Annotated in this window: 21 protein-coding genes and 2 pseudogenes; 16 read left to right on the forward strand and 7 right to left on the reverse strand. The window is 71.4% G+C overall.

Annotated features, from left to right (window positions below):
* Nucleotides 1-312: pseudogene (locus tag GPY60_RS27170) on the reverse strand (hypothetical protein); the annotation flags it as partial.
* A gap of 34 nt (nt 313-346) precedes the next feature.
* Between GPY60_RS27170 and GPY60_RS18750 the strand changes: the two are divergent.
* The 11 genes from GPY60_RS18750 to GPY60_RS18800 all read left to right on the forward strand — a co-directional run bounded on the left by GPY60_RS18750 (nt 347) and on the right by GPY60_RS18800 (nt 10,718).
* Nucleotides 347-970 (forward strand): PaaI family thioesterase, encoded by a 624-nt coding sequence (locus tag GPY60_RS18750; protein WP_156689195.1) that lies wholly within the window; start codon nt 347-349, stop codon nt 968-970.
* A gap of 64 nt (nt 971-1,034) precedes the next feature.
* Complete coding sequence (gene thrS / locus GPY60_RS18755) at nt 1,035-3,089, forward strand: threonine--tRNA ligase (protein WP_156689196.1); 2,055 nt, start codon at nt 1,035-1,037, stop codon at nt 3,087-3,089.
* On the forward strand, nt 3,082-3,654 hold the full coding sequence (locus GPY60_RS18760; protein WP_156689197.1) for an HIT family protein: 573 nt from the start codon (nt 3,082-3,084) through the stop codon (nt 3,652-3,654). Before thrS ends, GPY60_RS18760 begins: the two co-directional genes overlap by 8 nt.
* The gene (gene pgsA, locus GPY60_RS18765) at nt 3,651-4,283 is read left to right on the forward strand and encodes a phosphatidylinositol phosphate synthase (RefSeq protein ID WP_156689198.1); all 633 of its coding nucleotides are present in this window, start codon (nt 3,651-3,653) and stop codon (nt 4,281-4,283) included. The genes GPY60_RS18760 and pgsA overlap by 4 nt, the downstream gene beginning before the upstream one ends.
* Nucleotides 4,280-5,194 (forward strand): phosphatidylinositol mannoside acyltransferase, encoded by a 915-nt coding sequence (locus GPY60_RS18770; protein ID WP_231639719.1) that lies wholly within the window; start codon nt 4,280-4,282, stop codon nt 5,192-5,194. Before pgsA ends, GPY60_RS18770 begins: the two co-directional genes overlap by 4 nt.
* Nucleotides 5,194-6,318 (forward strand): glycosyltransferase family 4 protein, encoded by a 1,125-nt coding sequence (locus tag GPY60_RS18775; RefSeq protein WP_156689199.1) that lies wholly within the window; start codon nt 5,194-5,196, stop codon nt 6,316-6,318. The genes GPY60_RS18770 and GPY60_RS18775 overlap by 1 nt, the downstream gene beginning before the upstream one ends.
* A complete protein-coding gene (locus GPY60_RS18780; RefSeq protein WP_156689200.1) occupies nt 6,318-7,355 on the forward strand; it encodes an NUDIX hydrolase in 1,038 nt (345 codons plus the stop codon). The genes GPY60_RS18775 and GPY60_RS18780 overlap by 1 nt, the downstream gene beginning before the upstream one ends.
* Before the next feature lie 132 nt (nt 7,356-7,487).
* Nucleotides 7,488-8,390, forward strand: coding sequence for a pyridoxal 5'-phosphate synthase lyase subunit PdxS (gene pdxS, locus GPY60_RS18785; protein WP_156689201.1), 903 nt, complete (start codon nt 7,488-7,490; stop codon nt 8,388-8,390).
* Between the two features lie 10 nt (nt 8,391-8,400).
* A complete protein-coding gene (gene tesB / locus GPY60_RS18790; RefSeq protein WP_156689202.1) occupies nt 8,401-9,243 on the forward strand; it encodes an acyl-CoA thioesterase II in 843 nt (280 codons plus the stop codon).
* Nucleotides 9,240-9,836 (forward strand): pyridoxal 5'-phosphate synthase glutaminase subunit PdxT, encoded by a 597-nt coding sequence (gene pdxT / locus GPY60_RS18795; protein ID WP_156689203.1) that lies wholly within the window; start codon nt 9,240-9,242, stop codon nt 9,834-9,836. The genes tesB and pdxT overlap by 4 nt, the downstream gene beginning before the upstream one ends.
* Nucleotides 9,837-9,962: 126 nt before the next feature.
* Complete coding sequence (locus tag GPY60_RS18800) at nt 9,963-10,718, forward strand: YebC/PmpR family DNA-binding transcriptional regulator (RefSeq protein WP_156689204.1); 756 nt, start codon at nt 9,963-9,965, stop codon at nt 10,716-10,718.
* Here GPY60_RS18800 and GPY60_RS18805 read toward each other — a convergent pair whose 3' ends face one another.
* The 6 genes from GPY60_RS18805 to GPY60_RS18830 are packed head-to-tail and all read right to left on the reverse strand — an operon-like array spanning nt 10,719 to nt 15,151.
* The gene (locus tag GPY60_RS18805) at nt 10,719-12,260 is read right to left on the reverse strand and encodes a polyamine aminopropyltransferase (protein WP_156689205.1); all 1,542 of its coding nucleotides are present in this window, start codon (nt 12,258-12,260) and stop codon (nt 10,719-10,721) included.
* The gene (locus GPY60_RS18810; protein ID WP_197283739.1) at nt 12,257-12,712 is read right to left on the reverse strand and encodes a DUF350 domain-containing protein; all 456 of its coding nucleotides are present in this window, start codon (nt 12,710-12,712) and stop codon (nt 12,257-12,259) included. The genes GPY60_RS18805 and GPY60_RS18810 overlap by 4 nt, the downstream gene beginning before the upstream one ends.
* Before the next feature lie 14 nt (nt 12,713-12,726).
* Nucleotides 12,727-13,158 (reverse strand): DUF4247 domain-containing protein, encoded by a 432-nt coding sequence (locus GPY60_RS18815; RefSeq protein ID WP_156689206.1) that lies wholly within the window; start codon nt 13,156-13,158, stop codon nt 12,727-12,729.
* A complete protein-coding gene (locus GPY60_RS18820; protein WP_156689207.1) occupies nt 13,155-13,658 on the reverse strand; it encodes a DUF2617 family protein in 504 nt (167 codons plus the stop codon). Before GPY60_RS18820 ends, GPY60_RS18815 begins: the two co-directional genes overlap by 4 nt.
* A gap of 10 nt (nt 13,659-13,668) precedes the next feature.
* Nucleotides 13,669-14,280, reverse strand: coding sequence for a DUF4178 domain-containing protein (locus GPY60_RS18825; RefSeq protein ID WP_156689208.1), 612 nt, complete (start codon nt 14,278-14,280; stop codon nt 13,669-13,671).
* A 19-nt stretch (nt 14,281-14,299) separates the two neighbouring features.
* The gene (locus tag GPY60_RS18830) at nt 14,300-15,151 is read right to left on the reverse strand and encodes an alpha/beta fold hydrolase (RefSeq protein WP_156689209.1); all 852 of its coding nucleotides are present in this window, start codon (nt 15,149-15,151) and stop codon (nt 14,300-14,302) included.
* A 66-nt stretch (nt 15,152-15,217) separates the two neighbouring features.
* Here GPY60_RS18830 and GPY60_RS18835 point away from each other — a divergent pair, with 66 nt between their 5' ends.
* From GPY60_RS18835 to ruvB, 5 genes and pseudogenes are all read left to right on the forward strand, one after another.
* Nucleotides 15,218-15,829, forward strand: coding sequence for a TetR/AcrR family transcriptional regulator (locus tag GPY60_RS18835; protein WP_156689210.1), 612 nt, complete (start codon nt 15,218-15,220; stop codon nt 15,827-15,829).
* A gap of 39 nt (nt 15,830-15,868) precedes the next feature.
* Complete coding sequence (gene ruvC / locus GPY60_RS18840; RefSeq protein WP_156689211.1) at nt 15,869-16,435, forward strand: crossover junction endodeoxyribonuclease RuvC; 567 nt, start codon at nt 15,869-15,871, stop codon at nt 16,433-16,435.
* Nucleotides 16,432-17,028: a Holliday junction branch migration protein RuvA gene (gene ruvA, locus GPY60_RS18845; RefSeq protein WP_156689212.1), complete on the forward strand. Its 597-nt coding sequence runs from the start codon at nt 16,432-16,434 to the stop codon at nt 17,026-17,028. The genes ruvC and ruvA overlap by 4 nt, the downstream gene beginning before the upstream one ends.
* Nucleotides 17,029-17,034: 6 nt before the next feature.
* Nucleotides 17,035-17,104, forward strand: a pseudogene (locus GPY60_RS27175) (hypothetical protein); the annotation flags it as partial.
* On the forward strand, nt 17,102-18,160 hold the full coding sequence (gene ruvB, locus GPY60_RS18850) for a Holliday junction branch migration DNA helicase RuvB (RefSeq protein WP_156689213.1): 1,059 nt from the start codon (nt 17,102-17,104) through the stop codon (nt 18,158-18,160). The pseudogene GPY60_RS27175 and the gene ruvB, both read left to right, overlap by 3 nt.
* Nucleotides 18,161-18,164: the final 4 nt, after the last annotated feature.

The following is an 18,164-nucleotide window of genomic DNA, read 5'->3' on the forward strand; positions in this document are numbered from 1 at the left end:
GTCCAGCTCCGTGTCGATGCGGCGCGGGTCGAAGGTTTCAGGCTGGAACATCTCCAGCTGGATGGCGGCGCTGGACGTGATGTAGTTGACCACGACGAGCCAGCCCTGCGCCTGATGCCACGTGTTGGCGCGCCCGGGAGGCCACCGCCTCGCTTGCGGCGGGTCGGGGGGGGGTTGCGCGGCGGCGCCGGGGGGCCCGGTGGCCCTGGCGGCGCGCTGGGCACCGGCGGCGCCTTCGGCACCGGGTCCACCAGCAACGGCAACCCCGGCGGCAACGGGACCGGCGGTGGCCCCGGCGCGCCCGGCCAGCACGGTTAATCCTCCCTGACACCGATACGGTGTCCGGGTGACCCGCGACCATCCCAGGCACCCCGGCGGCGGCTTCAACCCGCCCGAGCCCACTACCAAGGGTGGGCCCGATTATGGCCGGTTCATCGACGCGGTCCGCAAGATGCAGGACCACGCCCGCGCCGTCGACGCCCCCGACAAGGTGATCACCGAGGCCGCCGACCTGCTGGAGAAGGTGTCGGCGCTGCTGAGCCCGTTCGACGCCGACGAGTGGCACTCGCCGTCGGGGCGGCGGATGGACCTGCCGATGCGCGGCAACATCCTCACGGTGCCGATGGGGGCACGCAAAACCGATGACGGGCGCATCGAGGGCTGGGCCCGGTTCGGCAGGTACCACCTGGGCCGCAATGGCGCCGTGCACGGCGGCTGCCTCGGCATGCTGTTCGACACCGTGCTCGGCCTGGCGGCGGTGATCCTGACCGGGAGCCGTCGCCAGCGCACCGCCTACCTCAAGATCGACTACCGCAACATCGTGCCGATCGAAAAGGAGTTGCGGTTCGACGCCGGGGTGGATCGGGTGGAGGGCCGCAAGATTTTCGTGTCGGGGCGGCTGATGGACGGCGACACCCTGCTCACCGAGGCCGACGCCCTGTTCGTGCGGCTCAAGCCTGGCCAGCCCTGAGGCCAGTCGTCCCCCGATAGCATGGGCACGATCAATCACCCCACACTTTTGGAGACCCTGCCGCATGAGCGCCCCCGCTGACCCGACCCTCGCAGCCCCGATCCGGGTGCCCGCGGGGACCACCACGGCCGCCGCGGTCGGCGAGGCGGGGCTGCCGCGGCGGGGCGCGCCCGACGCGGTCGTGGTGGTGCGCGACGCCGAGGGCAAGCTGCGCGACCTGAGCTGGGCGCCCGACGCCGACGCCGAAGTGGTCCCCGTCGCCGCCAACACCGACGAGGGCCGCAGCGTCATCCGGCACTCGGCCGCGCACGTCCTGGCCCAGGCGGTGCAGGACCTCTTTCCCGGGGCGAAATTGGGCATCGGCCCGCCGATCACCGACGGCTTCTACTACGACTTCGACGTCCCCGACCCGTTCACGCCCGAGGACCTCGACAAGCTCGAGAAGCGGATGCGCCAGATCGTCAAGGACGGCCAGCTGTTCGCCCGGCGCGTCTACGAGTCGAAGGATCAGGCCCGCGCGGAGCTGGCCGACGAGCCCTACAAGCTCGAGCTCGTCGACGACAAATCGGGCGACCCGGACGTCATGGAAGTAGGCGGTGATGAGCTCACCGCCTACGACAACCTCAATCCCCGCACCCGCGAACGGGTTTGGGGAGACCTGTGCCGGGGTCCGCACATCCCCACCACCAAACACATCCCGGCGTTCAAGCTGACCAGGAGCTCGGCGGCCTATTGGCGCGGCGACCAGCAGAACGCCAGCCTGCAGCGCATCTACGGCACGGCGTGGGAATCGCAGGAGGCGCTCGACCGCCATCTCGAGCTGCTCGAGGAGGCGCAGCGCCGCGATCACCGCAAGCTGGGCGCCGAGCTGGACCTGTTCAGCTTCCCGGACGAAATCGGTTCGGGCCTCGCGGTTTTCCACCCCAAGGGCGGCATCGTGCGCAGCGAGCTGGAGGACTACTCGCGGCGCAAGCACGCCCAGGCGGGCTACGAGTTCGTCAACACCCCCCACATCACCAAGGAGCAGCTGTACATCACCTCGGGCCACCTCGAGTGGTACGCCGAGGGCATGTTCCCGCCGATGCACATCGACGCGGAGTACAACCCGGACGGCACGGTGCGCAAGCCGGGGCAGGACTACTACCTCAAGCCGATGAACTGCCCGATGCACCACCTGATCTACCGCTCCCGCGGCCGTTCGTACCGCGAACTTCCCTTGCGGCTCTTCGAGTTCGGCAGCGTCTACCGGTACGAGAAGTCGGGCGTGGTGCACGGGCTGACCCGGGTGCGCGGCATGACGCAGGACGACGCCCACATCTACTGCGCCGCCGAACAGATGCGCGACGAACTGGCGTCGCTCCTGCGGTTCGTGCTGGACCTGCTGGCCGACTACGGGCTCAACGACTTCTACCTCGAGCTGTCCACCAAGGACCCGGAGAAGTTCGTCGGCTCCGACGAGGCGTGGGAAGAGGCGACCGACGTGTTGCGGGAGGTGGCCGAAAGCTCCGGCCTGCAACTGGTTCCGGATCCCGGAGGTGCGGCGTTCTACGGCCCCAAGATCTCGGTTCAGGTCAAGGACGCGCTGGGCCGCAGCTGGCAGATGTCGACCATCCAGCTCGACTTCAACATGCCGGAGCGATTCGATCTCGAGTACACGGCCGCCGACGGCACGCGGCGGCGGCCGGTGCTGATCCACCGGGCGCTGTTCGGGTCGATCGAACGGTTCTTCGGCATCCTCACCGAGCACTATGCCGGCGCGTTCCCGGCGTGGCTGGCCCCGGTTCAAGCGGTCGGCATCCCCGTGGCCGACGAGCACCTGCCCTACCTGGAAGACGTTGCAGCACAATTGAAGTCGCACGGTGTGCGGGTCGAGGTGGACGCCAGCGACGACCGGATGGCCAAGAAGATCGTCCACCACACCAACCAGAAAGTGCCGTTCATGTTGCTGGCCGGCGACCGCGACGTGCAGGCCGGGGCGGTCAGCTTCCGCTTCGGTGACCGCACCCAACTCAACGGCGTGCCCCGCGACGACGCGGTCGACGCGATCGTGAAGTGGATCGCCGACCGGGAGAACGCCGCTCCGACAGCCGATCTGGTGAAAGTGGCGCGAGGTGAGTGACGAGCAGCGGGCCGAGCGCGCCGAGGAGACGATCCTCGACACCGGCGTCGGCCAGCGCGACCACCTGATCCGGCTGTGGACGCCGTACCGGATGACCTACCTGGCCGAATCGCCGATGAAGCGCGAGAACGCCGGGCCGGCGGAGCCTTTCACCGACATCCCACGGATGTCGGACGAGGAGGGCTTGGTGGTTGCCCGCGGCGACCTGGTCTACGCCGTGCTGAACCTGTACCCCTACAACCCCGGCCACCTGATGGTGGTGCCGTACCGGAAGGTGTCGGAGCTCGAGGACCTGAGCGAGGCCGAGAGCGCCGAGCTGATGGCGTTCACCCAGAAGGCGATTCGCGTCATCAAGGCCGTGTCGCGGCCGCACGGCTTCAACGTGGGCATGAACCTGGGCACGTCGGCGGGCGGCTCGCTGGCCGAGCACCTGCACGTCCACGTGGTGCCGCGCTGGGGCGGGGACGCCAACTTCATCACGATCATCGGCGGGTCGAAGGTGATCCCGCAGCTGCTGCGCGAGACGCGCCGGCTGCTGGCCACGGAATGGGCCAACCAGCAATGAGTAAGGTGCCGTTCCTGTCCCGGGCGGCATTCGCGCGGGTCACCACCCCGACCGCCCGCGCCTGCCTGCGCCTGGGACTCACCCCGGACATCGTGACCGTCCTCGGCACCACCGGGTCGGTGGCGGGAGCCGTGGCGCTTTTCCCGATGGGCAAGCTGTTCGCGGCCTCGTGCGTGGTGTGGTTCTTCGTCCTGTTCGACATGCTCGACGGCGCGATGGCCCGGGAGCGCGGTGGCGGCACCCGGTTCGGCGCGGTGCTGGACGCGACGTGCGACCGGGTGAGTGACGGCGCGATATTCGGCGGCCTGCTCTGGTGGATCGCGTTCGGAATGCACGACAAGCCGCTGGTGGTGGCGACGCTGATCTGCCTGGTGACCTCGCAGGTGATCTCCTACATCAAGGCGCGCGCCGAGGCCAGCGGTCTGCGCGGTGACGGCGGCATCATCGAGCGGCCCGAGCGGCTGATCATCGTGCTCGCCGGCGCCGGCGTGTCCGACTTCCCGTTCGTCGCCTGGCCGCCGGCCCTGCCGATCGCGATGTGGGCGCTCGCGGTGGCCAGCGTGGTCACGTGCGTGCAGCGGCTGCGCACGGTGTGGACGTCCCCCGGCGCGACGGAGCGCATGCCGTGATCCTCGATCTGGGCGGGAGGGCCACCGACTGGGCGTACGCGGCCGGCTGGATGACCGTGCGCTCGCTGCCGGAATTCGCCGCGCGCACCGCGTTCGACGCCGGGGCGCGCTACGCGGCCCGCGGCGGCGGGCCCGAGCAGCTGCGCAAGAACCTGGCCCGCGTGATCGGGGTGCCGCCCGCCGAGGTGCCGGACGCGCTGATGCGCGCGGCGCTGGCGTCCTACGCCCGCTACTGGCGCGAGGCGTTCCGCCTGCCGACGATGGACCTGCGCGCGGTGGCCCGCGAACTCGACAAGTCGATGCAGCCGAGCAAAGACAATTTGGACGCCGCGCTGGCGAAGGGCCGCGGGGCGGTGTGCGCGCTACCGCACAGCGGCAATTGGGACATGGCCGGGGTGTGGCTGGCGCAGACGCGCGGCACCTTCACCACCGTCGCCGAACGCCTCAAACCCGAGTCGCTGTATCGGCGTTTCGTCGCCTACCGGGAAACCCTCGGGTTCGAGGTGCTGCCGGCCTCCGGCGGCGAGCGGCCGCCGTTCGAGGTGCTGTGCGAGCGGCTCCGTGACAACCGGGTGGTCTGCCTGATGGCCGAGCGCGACCTCACCCGCTCGGGCGTGGAGGTCGACTTCTTCGGCGAGCCCACCCGGATGCCCGCGGGCCCCGCCAAGCTGGCGATCGAGACCGGGGCGGCGCTGCTGCCGGCGCACTGCTGGTATGAGGCCGACGGCTCACGCGTCTGGATACAGCCGCCGCTGGACTGCAGTAGCGGCGACGTCGGGGTGATCACCCAGGCGCTGGCCGACCGGTTCGCCCACAACATCGCCGGCCACCCGGAGGACTGGCACATGCTGCAGCCGCAGTGGCTGGCCGACCTGTCCGAGGCGCGACAGGCCCGGCTGAAGGCGACCTGATGCGGATCGGGATGGTGTGTCCGTACTCGTTCGACGTGCCGGGCGGGGTGCAGTCTCACGTGCTGCAGCTGGCCGCGGTGATGCGGGCGCGCGGGCACGAGGTGAGCGTGCTGGCGCCGTCGTCGCCGCACGCCTCGGTGCCCGACTACGTCGTCTCGGCGGGCCGCGCCGTCCCGATTCCCTACAACGGCTCCGTGGCGCGGCTGCGGTTCGGCCCGGCGACGCACCGCAAGGTCAAGAAGTGGCTCGCCGACGGCGATTTCGACGTCCTGCACCTGCACGAGCCGAACGCGCCGAGCCTGTCGATGCTCGCGCTGAACATCGCCGAGGGGCCGATCGTGGCGACGTTTCACACGTCGACCACCAAATCGCTGACCCTCACGGTCTTCCAGGGCATCCTGCGCCCGATGCACGAGAAGATCGTCGGCCGCATCGCGGTCTCCGACCTGGCCCGGCGCTGGCAGATGGAGGCGCTGGGCACCGACGCAGTGGAGATCCCCAACGGCGTCGACGTCGACTCGTTCGCCTCCGCGCCGCCGCTCGACGGCTATCCGCGGCCGGGCCGGACGGTGTTGTTCCTGGGCCGCTACGACGAGCCCCGCAAGGGCATGTCGGTGCTGCTCGACGCGCTGCCGCGGGTGGTCGAGCGCTTCGCAGGGGTGCAGCTGCTCATCGTCGGCCGCGGCGACGAGGAGGAACTGCGCGAGCAGGCCGGCGAACTCGCGGCCCACCTGCGTTTCCTCGGGCAGGTCGACGACGCCGCGAAGGCGTCGGCGATGCGCAGCGCCGACGTCTACTGCGCCCCGAACACCGGGGGCGAGAGCTTCGGCATCGTGCTGGTCGAGGCGATGGCCGCGGGCACCGCCGTGGTGGCCAGCGACCTGGACGCGTTCCGGCGCGTGCTGCGCGACGGCGAGGTGGGGCGGCTCGTGCCCGTCGGTGACGGCGCCGCCCTGGCCGCCGCACTGATCGCCGTGCTCGAGGACGACGCGCTGCGGCGGCGGTACGTCGCGGCCGGCGCCCAGGCGGTGCAGCGCTACGACTGGTCGGTGGTGGCGAGCCAGATCATGCGGGTGTACGAGACGGTCGCCGGCTCGGGCGCCAAGGTTCAGGTGGCCAGCTGATGACGTGGCTCATCGTGGCCGTCGCGCTGCTGGTCGTGGCGCTCGCCGTGGCCGGCGCCTGGGCGTACCGCACGGCCAACCGGCTGGACCGGCTGCACGTCCGCTACGACCTGTCCTGGCAGGCGCTGGACGGCGCGCTGGCGCGGCGGGCGGTGGTCGCCCGCGCGGTCGCGATCGACGCCTACGGCGGCGCGCCCGAGGGCCGGCGGCTGGCGGCGCTGGCCGACGCCGCCGAGAACGCGCCACGCACCGCGCGCGAAGCCTGCGAGAACGAACTCTCGGCCGCCCTGGCGCTCGTCGACCCGGCGTCGCTGCCGACGGGCCTCATCGCGGAGCTCGCCGACGCCGAGGCTCGCGTGCTCCTGGCCCGGCGGTTCCACAACGACGCGGTGCGCGACACGCTGGCGCTGCGTGAGCGATTCCTGGTGCGCACGTTCCGGCTGGGCGGAACGGCCGCCCTGCCAAGCTATTTCGAGATCGCCGAGCGGCCGCACGCGCTGGCGCACGGCGATCACGGCGTGCTCAACCACCGCACGTCGGCGCGGGTCGTGCTGCTCGACGAGGCGGGCGCGGTGCTGCTGCTCTGCGGGTCGGACCCGGCGGTCGACGAGGATCAGCCGCACACCGTCGCCCCCAGGTGGTGGTTCACGGTGGGCGGCCAGGTGGGGCCGGGGGAGCGGCTGGCCGAGGCCGCCGCCCGGGAACTGGCCGAGGAGACCGGCCTGCGGGTCGCGGCCGCCGACATGATCGGGCCCGTCTGGCGGCGCGACGAGGTGTTCGAGTTCAACGGCTCGCTGATCGACAGCGAGGAGTTCTTCTTCGTCCACCGCACCCGCCGGTTCGAGCCGTCCTGCCTCGGCCGGACCGAACTCGAGCGACGGTACATCCACGGGCACCGCTGGTGTGACGCCGACGACATCGCCGGCCTCGTCGCGGACGGGCAGACCGTCTACCCGATCCAGCTGCCCGAACTGCTCGGCCAGGCCGCCGAAGTCGCCGCCAGCCGCGCGCCGCGGCAGCTGCAGTCGATCCGCTGAGCCACCCCTTGACGCCCAACGTCGAGTTGTAGCGGCTAGTCGGCGCTCGGGACGACAACAACTCGACGTTCGGCGGGAGCTTTTTGGCCACCACTAGACTGGTGCACGCACCAAGACGATCGAAGGAGAGTTGTGGATACCCACGCCCAGTCCGGCCAGACCGGAACGGCGCGCGTCAAACGCGGCATGGCCGAGATGCTCAAGGGCGGCGTCATCATGGACGTCGTCACCCCCGAGCAGGCCCGCATCGCCGAGGGCGCCGGCGCCGTCGCCGTGATGGCGCTGGAGCGGGTGCCCGCTGACATCCGCGCCCAGGGCGGCGTGTCGCGGATGAGCGACCCCGACATGATCGAGGGCATCATCGAAGCCGTCACCATCCCGGTGATGGCCAAGGTGCGCATCGGGCATTTCGTGGAGGCGCAGATCCTGCAGAGCCTCGGCGTGGACTACATCGACGAGTCCGAGGTGCTGACCCCCGCGGACTACTCCCACCACATCGACAAGTGGAAGTTCACTGTGCCGTTCGTGTGCGGGGCGACCAACCTCGGCGAGGCGCTGCGGCGCATCAGCGAGGGTGCGGCCATGATCCGCTCGAAGGGCGAGGCCGGCACCGGCGACGTCTCCAACGCGACCACCCACATGCGGGCCATCAGCGGCGAGATCCGCCGCCTGACGTCGCTGTCCGAGGACGAATTGTTCGTCGCGGCAAAGGAATTGCAGGCCCCCTACGACCTCGTCGTCGAGGTGGCCCGGGCGGGCAAGCTGCCGGTGACGCTGTTCACGGCCGGCGGCATCGCGACGCCGGCCGACGCGGCGATGATGATGCAGCTCGGCGCGGAGGGCGTGTTCGTCGGCTCCGGCATCTTCAAGTCCGGCGCGCCCGAGCACCGCGCCGCCGCGATCGTCAAGGCCACCACCTTCTACGACGACCCCGACGTGCTGGCCAAGGTGTCGCGCGGGCTGGGCGAGGCGATGGTCGGCATCAACGTCGAGGAGATCGCACAGCCGCACCGGCTGGCCGAGCGCGGCTGGTAAGAACGTCTCCGTGTCGATCGAGCAGATCCTCGATCTCGAGCAGCTCGAGGTCAACATCTACCGCGGGCGCGTGTTCAGCCCGGAGTCGGGCTATTTCCAGCGCACGTTCGGCGGTCACGTGGCCGGCCAGTCGCTGGTGTCGGCGGTGCGCACCGTGGAACCCGGCCACCTGGTGCACTCCCTGCACGGCTACTTCATCCGGCCCGGGGACGCCAAGGCGCCGACGGTGTTCATCGTCGAGCGCATCCGCGACGGGGGCTCGTTCTGCACCCGGCGCGTCAACGCCATCCAGCACGGCGAGACCATCTTCTCGATGTCGGCGTCGTTCCAGGCCGACCAGGAGGGCATCAACCACCAGGACGCCATGCCGGAGGCACCCCCGCCCGACGCCGACCTGCCGGGGCTGAACTCGATCAAGGTGTTCGACGACGCCGGGTTCCGCCAGTTCGAGGAGTGGGACATCCGGATCGTCCCGCAGGACCGCTTGCAGCGCCTGCCAGGCAAGGCCTCGCAGCAGCAGGTGTGGTTCCGCCACCGCGACCCCCTGCCCGACGACCCGGTGCTGCACATCTGCGCGCTGGCCTACATGAGCGACCTCACGCTGCTGGGCTCGGCGCAGGTCAATCACCTCGACGAGCGCGAGCACCTGCAGGTGGCGTCGCTGGACCACGCGATGTGGTTCATGCGGATGTTCCGGGCCGACGAGTGGCTGCTCTACGACCAGTCGTCGCCGTCGGCCTGCGGCGGGCGGGCGCTGTGCCAGGGCAAGATATTCAACCGGGCGGGGGAGATGGTCGCGGCGGTGATGCAGGAGGGACTGACCCGCTTCCCGCGCGGATACACCCACCGGTGAGCGCCCCGAAGATCGGCGTCCTGGCGCTGCAGGGCGACACCCGCGAGCACCTCGCGGCGCTGCGCGAGGCGGGCGCCGAGTCGATGCCGGTGCGCCGCCGCGACGAGCTGGAGGCGGTCGACGGGCTCGTGATCCCCGGTGGCGAGTCGACCACGATCAGCCACCTGCTGCTGGACTTCGACCTGCTGGAGCCGCTGCGGGCGCGGCTCGCCGAGGGGTTGCCGGCGTACGGCGCATGCGCGGGAATGATCCTGCTGGCCACCGAGATCCTGGACGCCGGCGCGCGGGGCCGGCAGGCCATTCCGCTGCGCGCCATCGACATGACCGTGCGGCGCAACGCCTTTGGCCGGCAAGTGGATTCGTTCGAGGGCGACGTGGCGTTCGCGGGCTTCGACGACCCGGTGCGAGGCGTGTTCATCCGGGCGCCGTGGGTCGAGCGCACCGGCGACGGCGTGCGGGTGCTGGCGAGCGCCGCGGGCCACCCCGTCGCGGTCCGGCAGGGCCCCATGCTGGCGACGGCGTTCCACCCGGAGGTGACGGGCGACCGGCGGGTGCACCAGTTGTTCGTCGACATCGTGACCGGCGAGGCGTGACGCCGACCGCCACGCTGGCGTGACACCCGGCGCCGAGTGCCACGCTGGCGTGACGCTCGGCGGCCCTCGGCGCCCACGTAGACTCGTTGGGCGAAGTTTGATGCAAGAGGAGAGGTACACCACGCGATGAGCGGCCATTCCAAGTGGGCCACCACCAAGCACCAGAAGGCCGTCAAGGACGCCCGCCGCGGCAAGGAGTTCGCCCGGCTGATCAAGAACATCGAGGTCGCCGCCCGTACCGGCGGTGGCGACCCGGCCGGCAACCCGACGCTCTACGACGCGATCCAAAAGGCGAAGAAGACCTCGGTGCCCAACGACAACATCGAGCGCGCCCGGAAGCGGGGCGCGGGCGAGGAAGCCGGCGGAGCCGACTACCAGACGATCATGTACGAGGGCTACGGGCCCAACGGCGTCGCCGTGCTGATCGAATGCCTGACCGACAACCGCAACCGCGCGGCCGGCGAGGTCCGGGTGGCCGTGACCCGCAACGGCGGCAACATGGCCGACCCGGGCTCGGTGTCCTATCTGTTCACCCGCAAGGGCGTCGTCACGCTGGAAAAGAACGGGCTGACCGAGGACGACCTGCTGACGGCCGTGCTGGACGCCGGCGCCGAGGACGTCAACGACCTGGGCGACAGCTTCGAGATCATTTCCGAGCCCACCGACCTGGTGGCGGTGCGCACTGCGCTGCAGGACGCCGGCATCGACTACGAGTCCGCCGAGGCCAGCTTCCAGCCGTCGGTCAGCGTGCCCGTCGACGTCGAGGGTGCCCGCAAGGTGTTCAAGCTCGTCGACGCCCTGGAAGACAGCGACGACGTGCAGAACGTCTGGACGAACGTCGACTTGTCCGACGAGGTTCTGGCCGCCCTCGACGAGGACTGACTACTCGTACCCGTGGCGCATGTCGTCGACGATGCGCGGGTTCTCCAGCGTCGACGGGTCCAGCGCACGCGGCCCGGTGTCGGTGGAGAACACCGTCGCGGCGTCGAGCACCTGCTGGTTGAGGAAGCGCAGCGGCGGCGCGTTCGGCGGCACCCGGGGAACCGGCGGGACATCCCCGCGGCGGGCCAGCGCGAAACCCCAGTCGCCGAACGTGGGCACGTGCACGTGGTACGGGGTGACCGCGTAGCCGGCGGCCCGGACCGTCGACACCGTGCGCCAGAAGGCGGTCGACGTCGAGAACGGGCTGCCCGCCTGCACCACCATCAGCCCCCCGGGCGCCAGCGCACGCGTGACGAGCGCGTAGAACTCGGTGGAGTACAGCCGGCCCAGCACCGGGGTGTCCGGGTCGGGGAGGTCGACGAGCACCGCGTCGAAGCGCTCGGAGGACGCCCGCAGCCACGTCATCGCGTCGTCGATCACGACGTTCACGCGGGGGTTGTCCAGTGAGCCGCCGTTGGCCTCGCGCATGGTGGTGCGCGCCAGGTCGATGACCGCGGGGTCCAGTTCGACCTGCACGATCCTGCCGATGCCCGGCTGGCGCAGCAGCTCGCGGGCCGCCAGCCCGTCGCCGCCGCCGAGCACCAGCACCGATCGCGCCCCGGCGCCGAGGGCCGGGTAGACCAGGCTCTCGGTGTACCGGTACTCGTCGCGGGTGGAGAACTGCAGCCCGCCGTCGAGGTAAAGCCGCATGTCGGCGCCGCGACGGGTCACCACGATCTCCTGGTAAGGCGTGTGCCGGTAGGCGATGATCGGGTCGGCGTAGAGCCGCTGGCGGCTGGTCGTCTCGACGTCGTGGGAGCGCACGAGCAGCGTGCCCAGGAGCGCGACGGCCGCCGCCAGCGCGCACAGCGCCGTCGCGAGCTGCCGGACGGGAACGGCGCGGCGCAGCAGGAAGACGGCCACGACGGCCGCGGCCGCCAGGTTGATCATGCCGGTCGCCGCCGCGCCGCGGATCATCCCCAGCTGCGGCAGCAGCAGGAACGGCCACACCAGCCCGCCGAGCAGCGCGCCGAGGTAGTCGGCGGCGTTGAGGTTGGCCAGCGTCCGTCCGGTGTCGGCGGCCGCGTCGGCCTCGCCCGCGACGCGCCCGCGCTGCAGCAACGTCATCAGCAGCGGCACCTCGGCGCCCACCAGGCCGCCGATCAGCGCCGTGCCCAGCGCCAGCACCCACGTCGACTCATCGTCGATGAACGCGAACACCGTGTACAGCGCGGCCGCGGACAGGCCGCCGACGACGCCCAGCAACGCCTCGACCGCCACGAAGGTGATCTCGGCGTGCGCCAGCAGCGGCTTGACCAGCAGCGCGCCGGCGCCCAGCGCGGCGATGTAGCCGGCCACGATCAGCGAGGTGGCGACGATTCCGCCGCCGTTGAGGCTGGCCGAAAGCGTCAGCAGCGCGAGCTCGTAGACGATGCCGCATGCCGCGCACGCGGCGACCGCGGCCAGCAGCACCGCCCGCCAGCGCGGGGAAACGGCCGTCATGAGATGGCGGCGGCGATGACCCCGCCCACGGCCACCAGCATGGTGGCCGTCGCGAAGGCCGCCGGGTGCAGCGTCTCCTCGTCGACGTGCTCGCGGAAATGCCCGGGCACGGCGACCTGCACGATCAGCAGCGCCCCGCCCTGCAGCACGACGCCGACCAGCCCGTACACCGCCACCCCGATCAACCCCTGGCCGAGCTGGCTGTAGCTGCTGGCGATCGCGCTGATGATGACGATCGCGAGCGCCACGTACATCGCCGACGCCAGCACGACCGCGTTGGGGCGGCGGTCGATGAACACGAGCCGGCGCAGATTCCCGGGCGTGAGCACGTCGACCATCAGGAAGCCGGCGATCAGGACTGCGACCCCGACGAGGAAATAGAGGACGACGGCGACCACGCCTTGGGCGATCGTGCCCATGTTGAGGGCGCCGAAATCGAGGGCCAGATACATGCCGATCTCCTTACTCACTTGATGCCGCCCGGGCCGCCCGGGCTGCCGCCGGTGCCGCCCGCCGGGGATCCCGGGCTGAACCCGGGGCCGAGGAAGATGAACCCGCCGTGGCTGTACCGGGCGCCGAGATCCTCGACGCGGATGGTGCACGGGCGGGTGCCGTCGGGGCCGACGATCACGATGTCGCCGCTGTAGCGCAGGTATTCGCTGTCGCCCTCGGCGGCGCGCGCCGCCGGGGCCTGGTAGCCGGCGAGCGTGTCGGCCACGTCGTCCGGCGACCCGCTGCAGTCGTAGCGTGTGCCGTCGGCGTCGCGGGCGTACTCGCGGTAGTGCGAGGCGATGTAGGAGTTGACGTCCGTGTGCAGCAACATGATTCCGGGCACCAGGCACGCGACGGCGGCGGCCGCCAGCCCGCCGGCGATCAGGAGGAGGCGGTTGCGGGTCACGGGCGCCACCGGCTCGTCGTGCGGACCACCATCCCGCCCGGGGTTCGGTGTTCCGGATACAGATGCCAGGTCTGCCAGCGCCAGCCGGCGCCGTCGGGTACGGCCGTCAGCGCGGTGAGCGCGGCGTCGTCGCCGGGGAAGGTGCCGCCGAGCCAGTCGGGTTCCCGGGCGCACCGCGCGCGCAGGTCACTCGCGATGCGCCGGAAGGTCGCCTCGTCGTGGGTGTCGGTCCGCGACTCGAGGTGGTAGCCCGGCGCGTCCGTGCGTTCCGGCAGCGCGGCGCCGCGCGCGGCGCACGACACCTGCTCGCAGAAGCGGTCGGCGCCGTGCTCGACCGCGACGACGTGCGAGGCGCCGAGGACGCCGAGCAGCAGCGCGCCGCCGTCGGGGTGGCTCAGCCGGCAGGTCGCGAGCGGGGTCGGCGCGGGCGCGTTGAGCAGCAGCCCGAGCGCCCGGCCGGACACGTCCGTCGGGGCGACGGCGAGCTGATGAAGCGGCACCGAGGCACTCCTATGGGGACGGGGGCGCCGCGTACACGGTGAGTTCGCCGGTCCGGACGGGCTTGCCGGTCGACACCTCCCAGGGCGTTTCGGGGGCCCAGCGTTCGAACGAGAGCAGCGTCTTCTCGTCGGCGCTGGCGCAGTCGACGAACTCCATCTCCCCGCCGGCGGGCAGGCCCGTCGTGCCCTCGGTCGTGTACGAGGCGCGACCGCGCTCGGACTCGTGGAAGGTCACGCCGTCGACGACGTAGGGGTCGCCGGGCTGCAGTGTCACGTCCTTGCGGGCGACCCACATCGCGAGCTCGAGGCGACCGTCGTCCTCCTCGACGCTGAACCAGAGGGGCTCATCGCCGCCCTCCAGCAGGTGCTCCCACCACACGAACGGCCCCTCGCGGTAGGTGACCGACCCGCGCACCACGTAGTCGACGCCGCCGTAGCTGACGATCGCGCCTGGGCCGAGCTGTCGCGGGCCGAACTCCGCGGGCGCGTCGGCCGAGAGCGGGTCGGTGCGCGCCGCGCGCGGCCGGGCCGTCGGCGTCTTACCCCGGCGCAGCGCCACGACGAGGACGACGACGGACGCGATGAACAACACCGCGGCGAGCACGAGGAGCAGCGGTCCCACGCGAGGAAATGTACAGCTTTTACGGCGCCACGCTCCGCGACTGCCGCAGAAACGCGCCGATCTCGGCGGCGGTGCGTTCCGGCTGGTCAAGCATCGTCAGGACGTACGCGTCGTCGATGTGGCGCCGGCGGGCACCGCGCAGCAGGGCGGCCAGCCGCTCGGCGTGGCTTCGGGGCATCACGGGGTTGTCGCTCCACAGCACCAGCGCCGGGCCGGCGAAGCCCGACAGCGCGTTGGTGGCCCGGATGAGTTCGCCGCGGTCGAACCGGGTGCGGCAGTATTTGACGAGGTCGCGGCGAATTCGCCGGTCGGCCAGCGCGGGTGCCAGCCACGCGTCGACAATGCGTTGCGGCACAGGGCTTTTGGCCATCATCCCGAAGATGGGATATTGCCGGCGCAGCCAGCCGGCCTTGAGCATTCGCAGGGTCGCGCGCACCGTGAGGTCGGTGCGGACCGCGAGCGCGACCACCTTGCCGGGAAAGCCCGGCGGGAAGTTGTCGAACGCCTCGCAGGGGCAGATCACCAGCCGGCCGATCCGCGCGTCGCAGCCGGTGTCGGTGAGGAACAGCGGACCGCCCCAGTCGGTGACCACCAGGGTGACGTCGGAAAGGTCGAGCGCGTCGAGGAAGTCCGCCAGGATGCCCACCATCCCGGGCATCGTCAGGTCGGCGTCGGGCCGCATCGGGACGCGGTGGCCCCCGAGGGGCAACACCGGCAGCAGGTAACGGAAGCCCGAGGGCAGGTGTGGCAGCGCCAGGTCCCACTGCGCGTCGTTCATGAGCAGGCCGTGCAGCAGCACGACCGGCGGTCCGGCCGGGTCGCCGAGCTCGCGGTACTCGACGGTCCCGGCGGCGACATCGACGGATTTCATGGCGGCTCCTTCGCTAGAACATCAATTCTAGAATGTATGCTCTAGTGTGACTGGAAGGGAGGCGCGATGGCAAGGTCCACCCGGGAGGCGATCCTCACCGCGACCATGGAGCTCCTGCGCCGCAAGGGGTACGACGCGGTGGGCATGAAGGAGATCGTCGCGGCGTCCGGCGCGCCTATCGGGTCGCTCTACCACCACTTCCGCGACGGCAAGGTGCAGATCGCCCGCGAGGCCCTGATCAACGCCGGTGACGCCTACGCCCAGCTCATTCCGTCGGTCATGGAGGCTCACACGGACCTCGGCGACGGGGTGGAGGCGGCGTTCGCCCAGGCGGCCGAGGACATGCGCGCCACCGGCTTCGCCAACATGTGCCCCGTGGCCAGCGTCGCGGGCGAGGTCGCCGACACGGTCGAGCCGCTGCGCGACGCCTGCGCGTCGGTGTTCACGTCGTGGTTCGACTCGGGCGCCGCGTATTTCGCCGCTCGTGGGGTGCCCCCCGAGGTCGCGCGGGAGGTCACCGTCGCGCTAGTGGGCGCGCTCGAGGGCGCCTTCGTGCTGGCCCGTACGCTGCGCGACACGGAGGCGCTGCTCGCGGCCGGCCGGGCGCTATCCCCCCGGTACCGCGGCGTCGCGCTGTCGCCGCGTGTCGTGCGCGCCGATGTCGCACCGAGCCGCTAGCCTAATCGAACAGGCGTTCGGCAGCAGGCGGGAGCGGGAATGCGGGTGATGGGTGTCGATCCGGGGCTGACCCGGTGCGGCCTGTCGGTCGTCGAAACCGCGCGCGGGCGGTCCGTGGTCGCCCTCGACGTCGACGTGGTGCGCACGCCATCGAGCGTCCCCCTGGCGAAGCGGTTGCTGGCGATCAGCGACGCGGTCGAGCACTGGCTGGACACCCACCGCCCGGACGTCGTCGCCATCGAGCGGGTGTTCTCCCAGCTGAACGTGACGACCGTGATGGGCACCGCCCAGGCCGGCGGGGTGGTCGCGCTGGCCGCGGCCAGGCGCGGGATCGACGTGCACTTCCACACGCCCACCGAGGTCAAGGCCGCGGTCACCGGCAACGGCACCGCGGACAAGGCTCAGGTCACGGCGATGGTGACGAGAATCCTTGCGCTGCAGGCGAAGCCGACGCCTGCCGACGCCGCGGACGCGCTCGCCCTGGCGATCTGCCACTGCTGGCGAGCCCCGATGCTGGCGCGGATGGCTCAGGCCGAGGCGCTGGCCGCCCAGCAACGGCACGCCTACCGGGCCAAATTGGAAGCCAAGCTGAAGGCCGCGCGGTGATCGCCTCGGTGCGCGGGGAGGTGCTCGAGGTGGCGCTCGACCACGCGGTGATCGAGGCCGCCGGTGTCGGCTACCGCGTGAACGCGACACCGTCCACGCTGGCCACCCTGCGGCAGGGCAGCGAGGCCAGGCTCGTCACCGCGATGATCGTCCGCGAGGACTCGATGACGCTGTACGGGTTCGCCGACTCGGAGACGCGCGACCTGTTCTTGATCCTGCTGTCGGTTTCGGGGGTGGGGCCGCGGCTGGCGATGGCGACGCTCGCCGTCCACGACGCCGCCGCGCTGAGGCAGGCGCTGCACGACGGCGACGTCGCCGCGCTGACCCGGGTGCCCGGCATCGGCAAGCGTGGCGCCGAGCGCATGGTGCTGGAACTGCGCGACAAGATCGTCGCCCCGGGACCGGCCGCCACCGGCGCCCCCGCGCTGAACGGCCACGCGGTGCGCGGCCCCGTCGTGGAGGCGCTGGTCGGGCTAGGGTTCGCGGCCAAGCAGGCCGAGGAGGCCACCGATAAGGTGCTGGCCGCAGAGCACGACGCGACGACCTCCGGGGTCCTGCGGGCGGCCCTCTCGCTGCTGGGTAAGTCCCGATGACCCGCGCCGGCGACGATGCAGAGCGCAGCGATGAGGTGGGGGCACCTCCCGCTTGCGGGGGAGAGCGGCGCAATTGACCGACGACGAATACGAGGAACGCGACGTGTCGCCCGCCCTGACCGTCGGCGAGGGCGACATCGACGTCAGCCTGCGGCCACGGTCGCTGAACGAGTTCATCGGGCAGCCCCGGGTGCGCGAGCAGCTGCAGCTCGTCATCGAGGGGGCGAAGAACCGGGGCGGCACGCCGGACCACATCCTGCTGTCCGGCCCGCCGGGCCTCGGCAAGACGTCGCTGGCCATGATCATCGCGGCCGAGCTCGGGTCGGCGCTGCGGGTGACGTCGGGGCCGGCGCTCGAACGCGCCGGCGACCTGGCCGCGATGCTGTCCAACCTGGTCGAGCACGACGTGCTGTTCATCGACGAGATCCACCGCATCGCGCGGCCCGCCGAGGAGATGCTCTACCTGGCCATGGAGGACTTCCGGGTCGACGTGGTGGTCGGCAAGGGGCCCGGCGCGACTTCGATCCCGCTGGAGGTGGCGCCGTTCACGCTGGTCGGGGCCACCACCCGGTCGGGCGCCCTGACCGGCCCGCTGCGCGACCGGTTCGGCTTCACCGCGCACATGGACTTCTACGAACCCGCCGAGCTGGAACGGGTGCTGGCCCGCTCGGCCGGCATCCTGGGCATCGAGCTGGGCGGCGACGCCGCCGCCGAGATCGCCCGGCGCTCCCGGGGGACGCCGCGCATCGCCAACCGGCTGCTGCGCCGGGTCCGCGACTTCGCCGAGGTGCGCGCGGACGGCCTGATCACCCGCGACGTCGCCAAGGCAGCGCTCGAGGTCTACGACGTCGACGAGCTGGGCCTGGACCGGCTGGACCGGGCGGTGCTGTCGGCGCTCACCCGCAGCTTCGGCGGCGGTCCTGTGGGCGTGTCGACGCTCGCCGTCGCGGTGGGCGAGGAGGCCGCCACCGTCGAGGAGGTGTGCGAACCTTTCCTCGTGCGCGCCGGCATGATCGCGCGCACCCCGCGCGGGCGGGTCGCCACCGCGCAGGCCTGGACGCACCTCGGCCTGACGCCGCCCGCCGGGGCTGTCGGGCTCGGACAACCGGGGTTATTCGACACCATCGACTAAGGCA

Origin of the sequence: Mycobacterium sp. Marseille-P9652 (assembly GCF_902652685.1) — a bacterium.
Taxonomy (GTDB): Bacteria; Actinomycetota; Actinomycetes; order Mycobacteriales; family Mycobacteriaceae; genus Mycobacterium.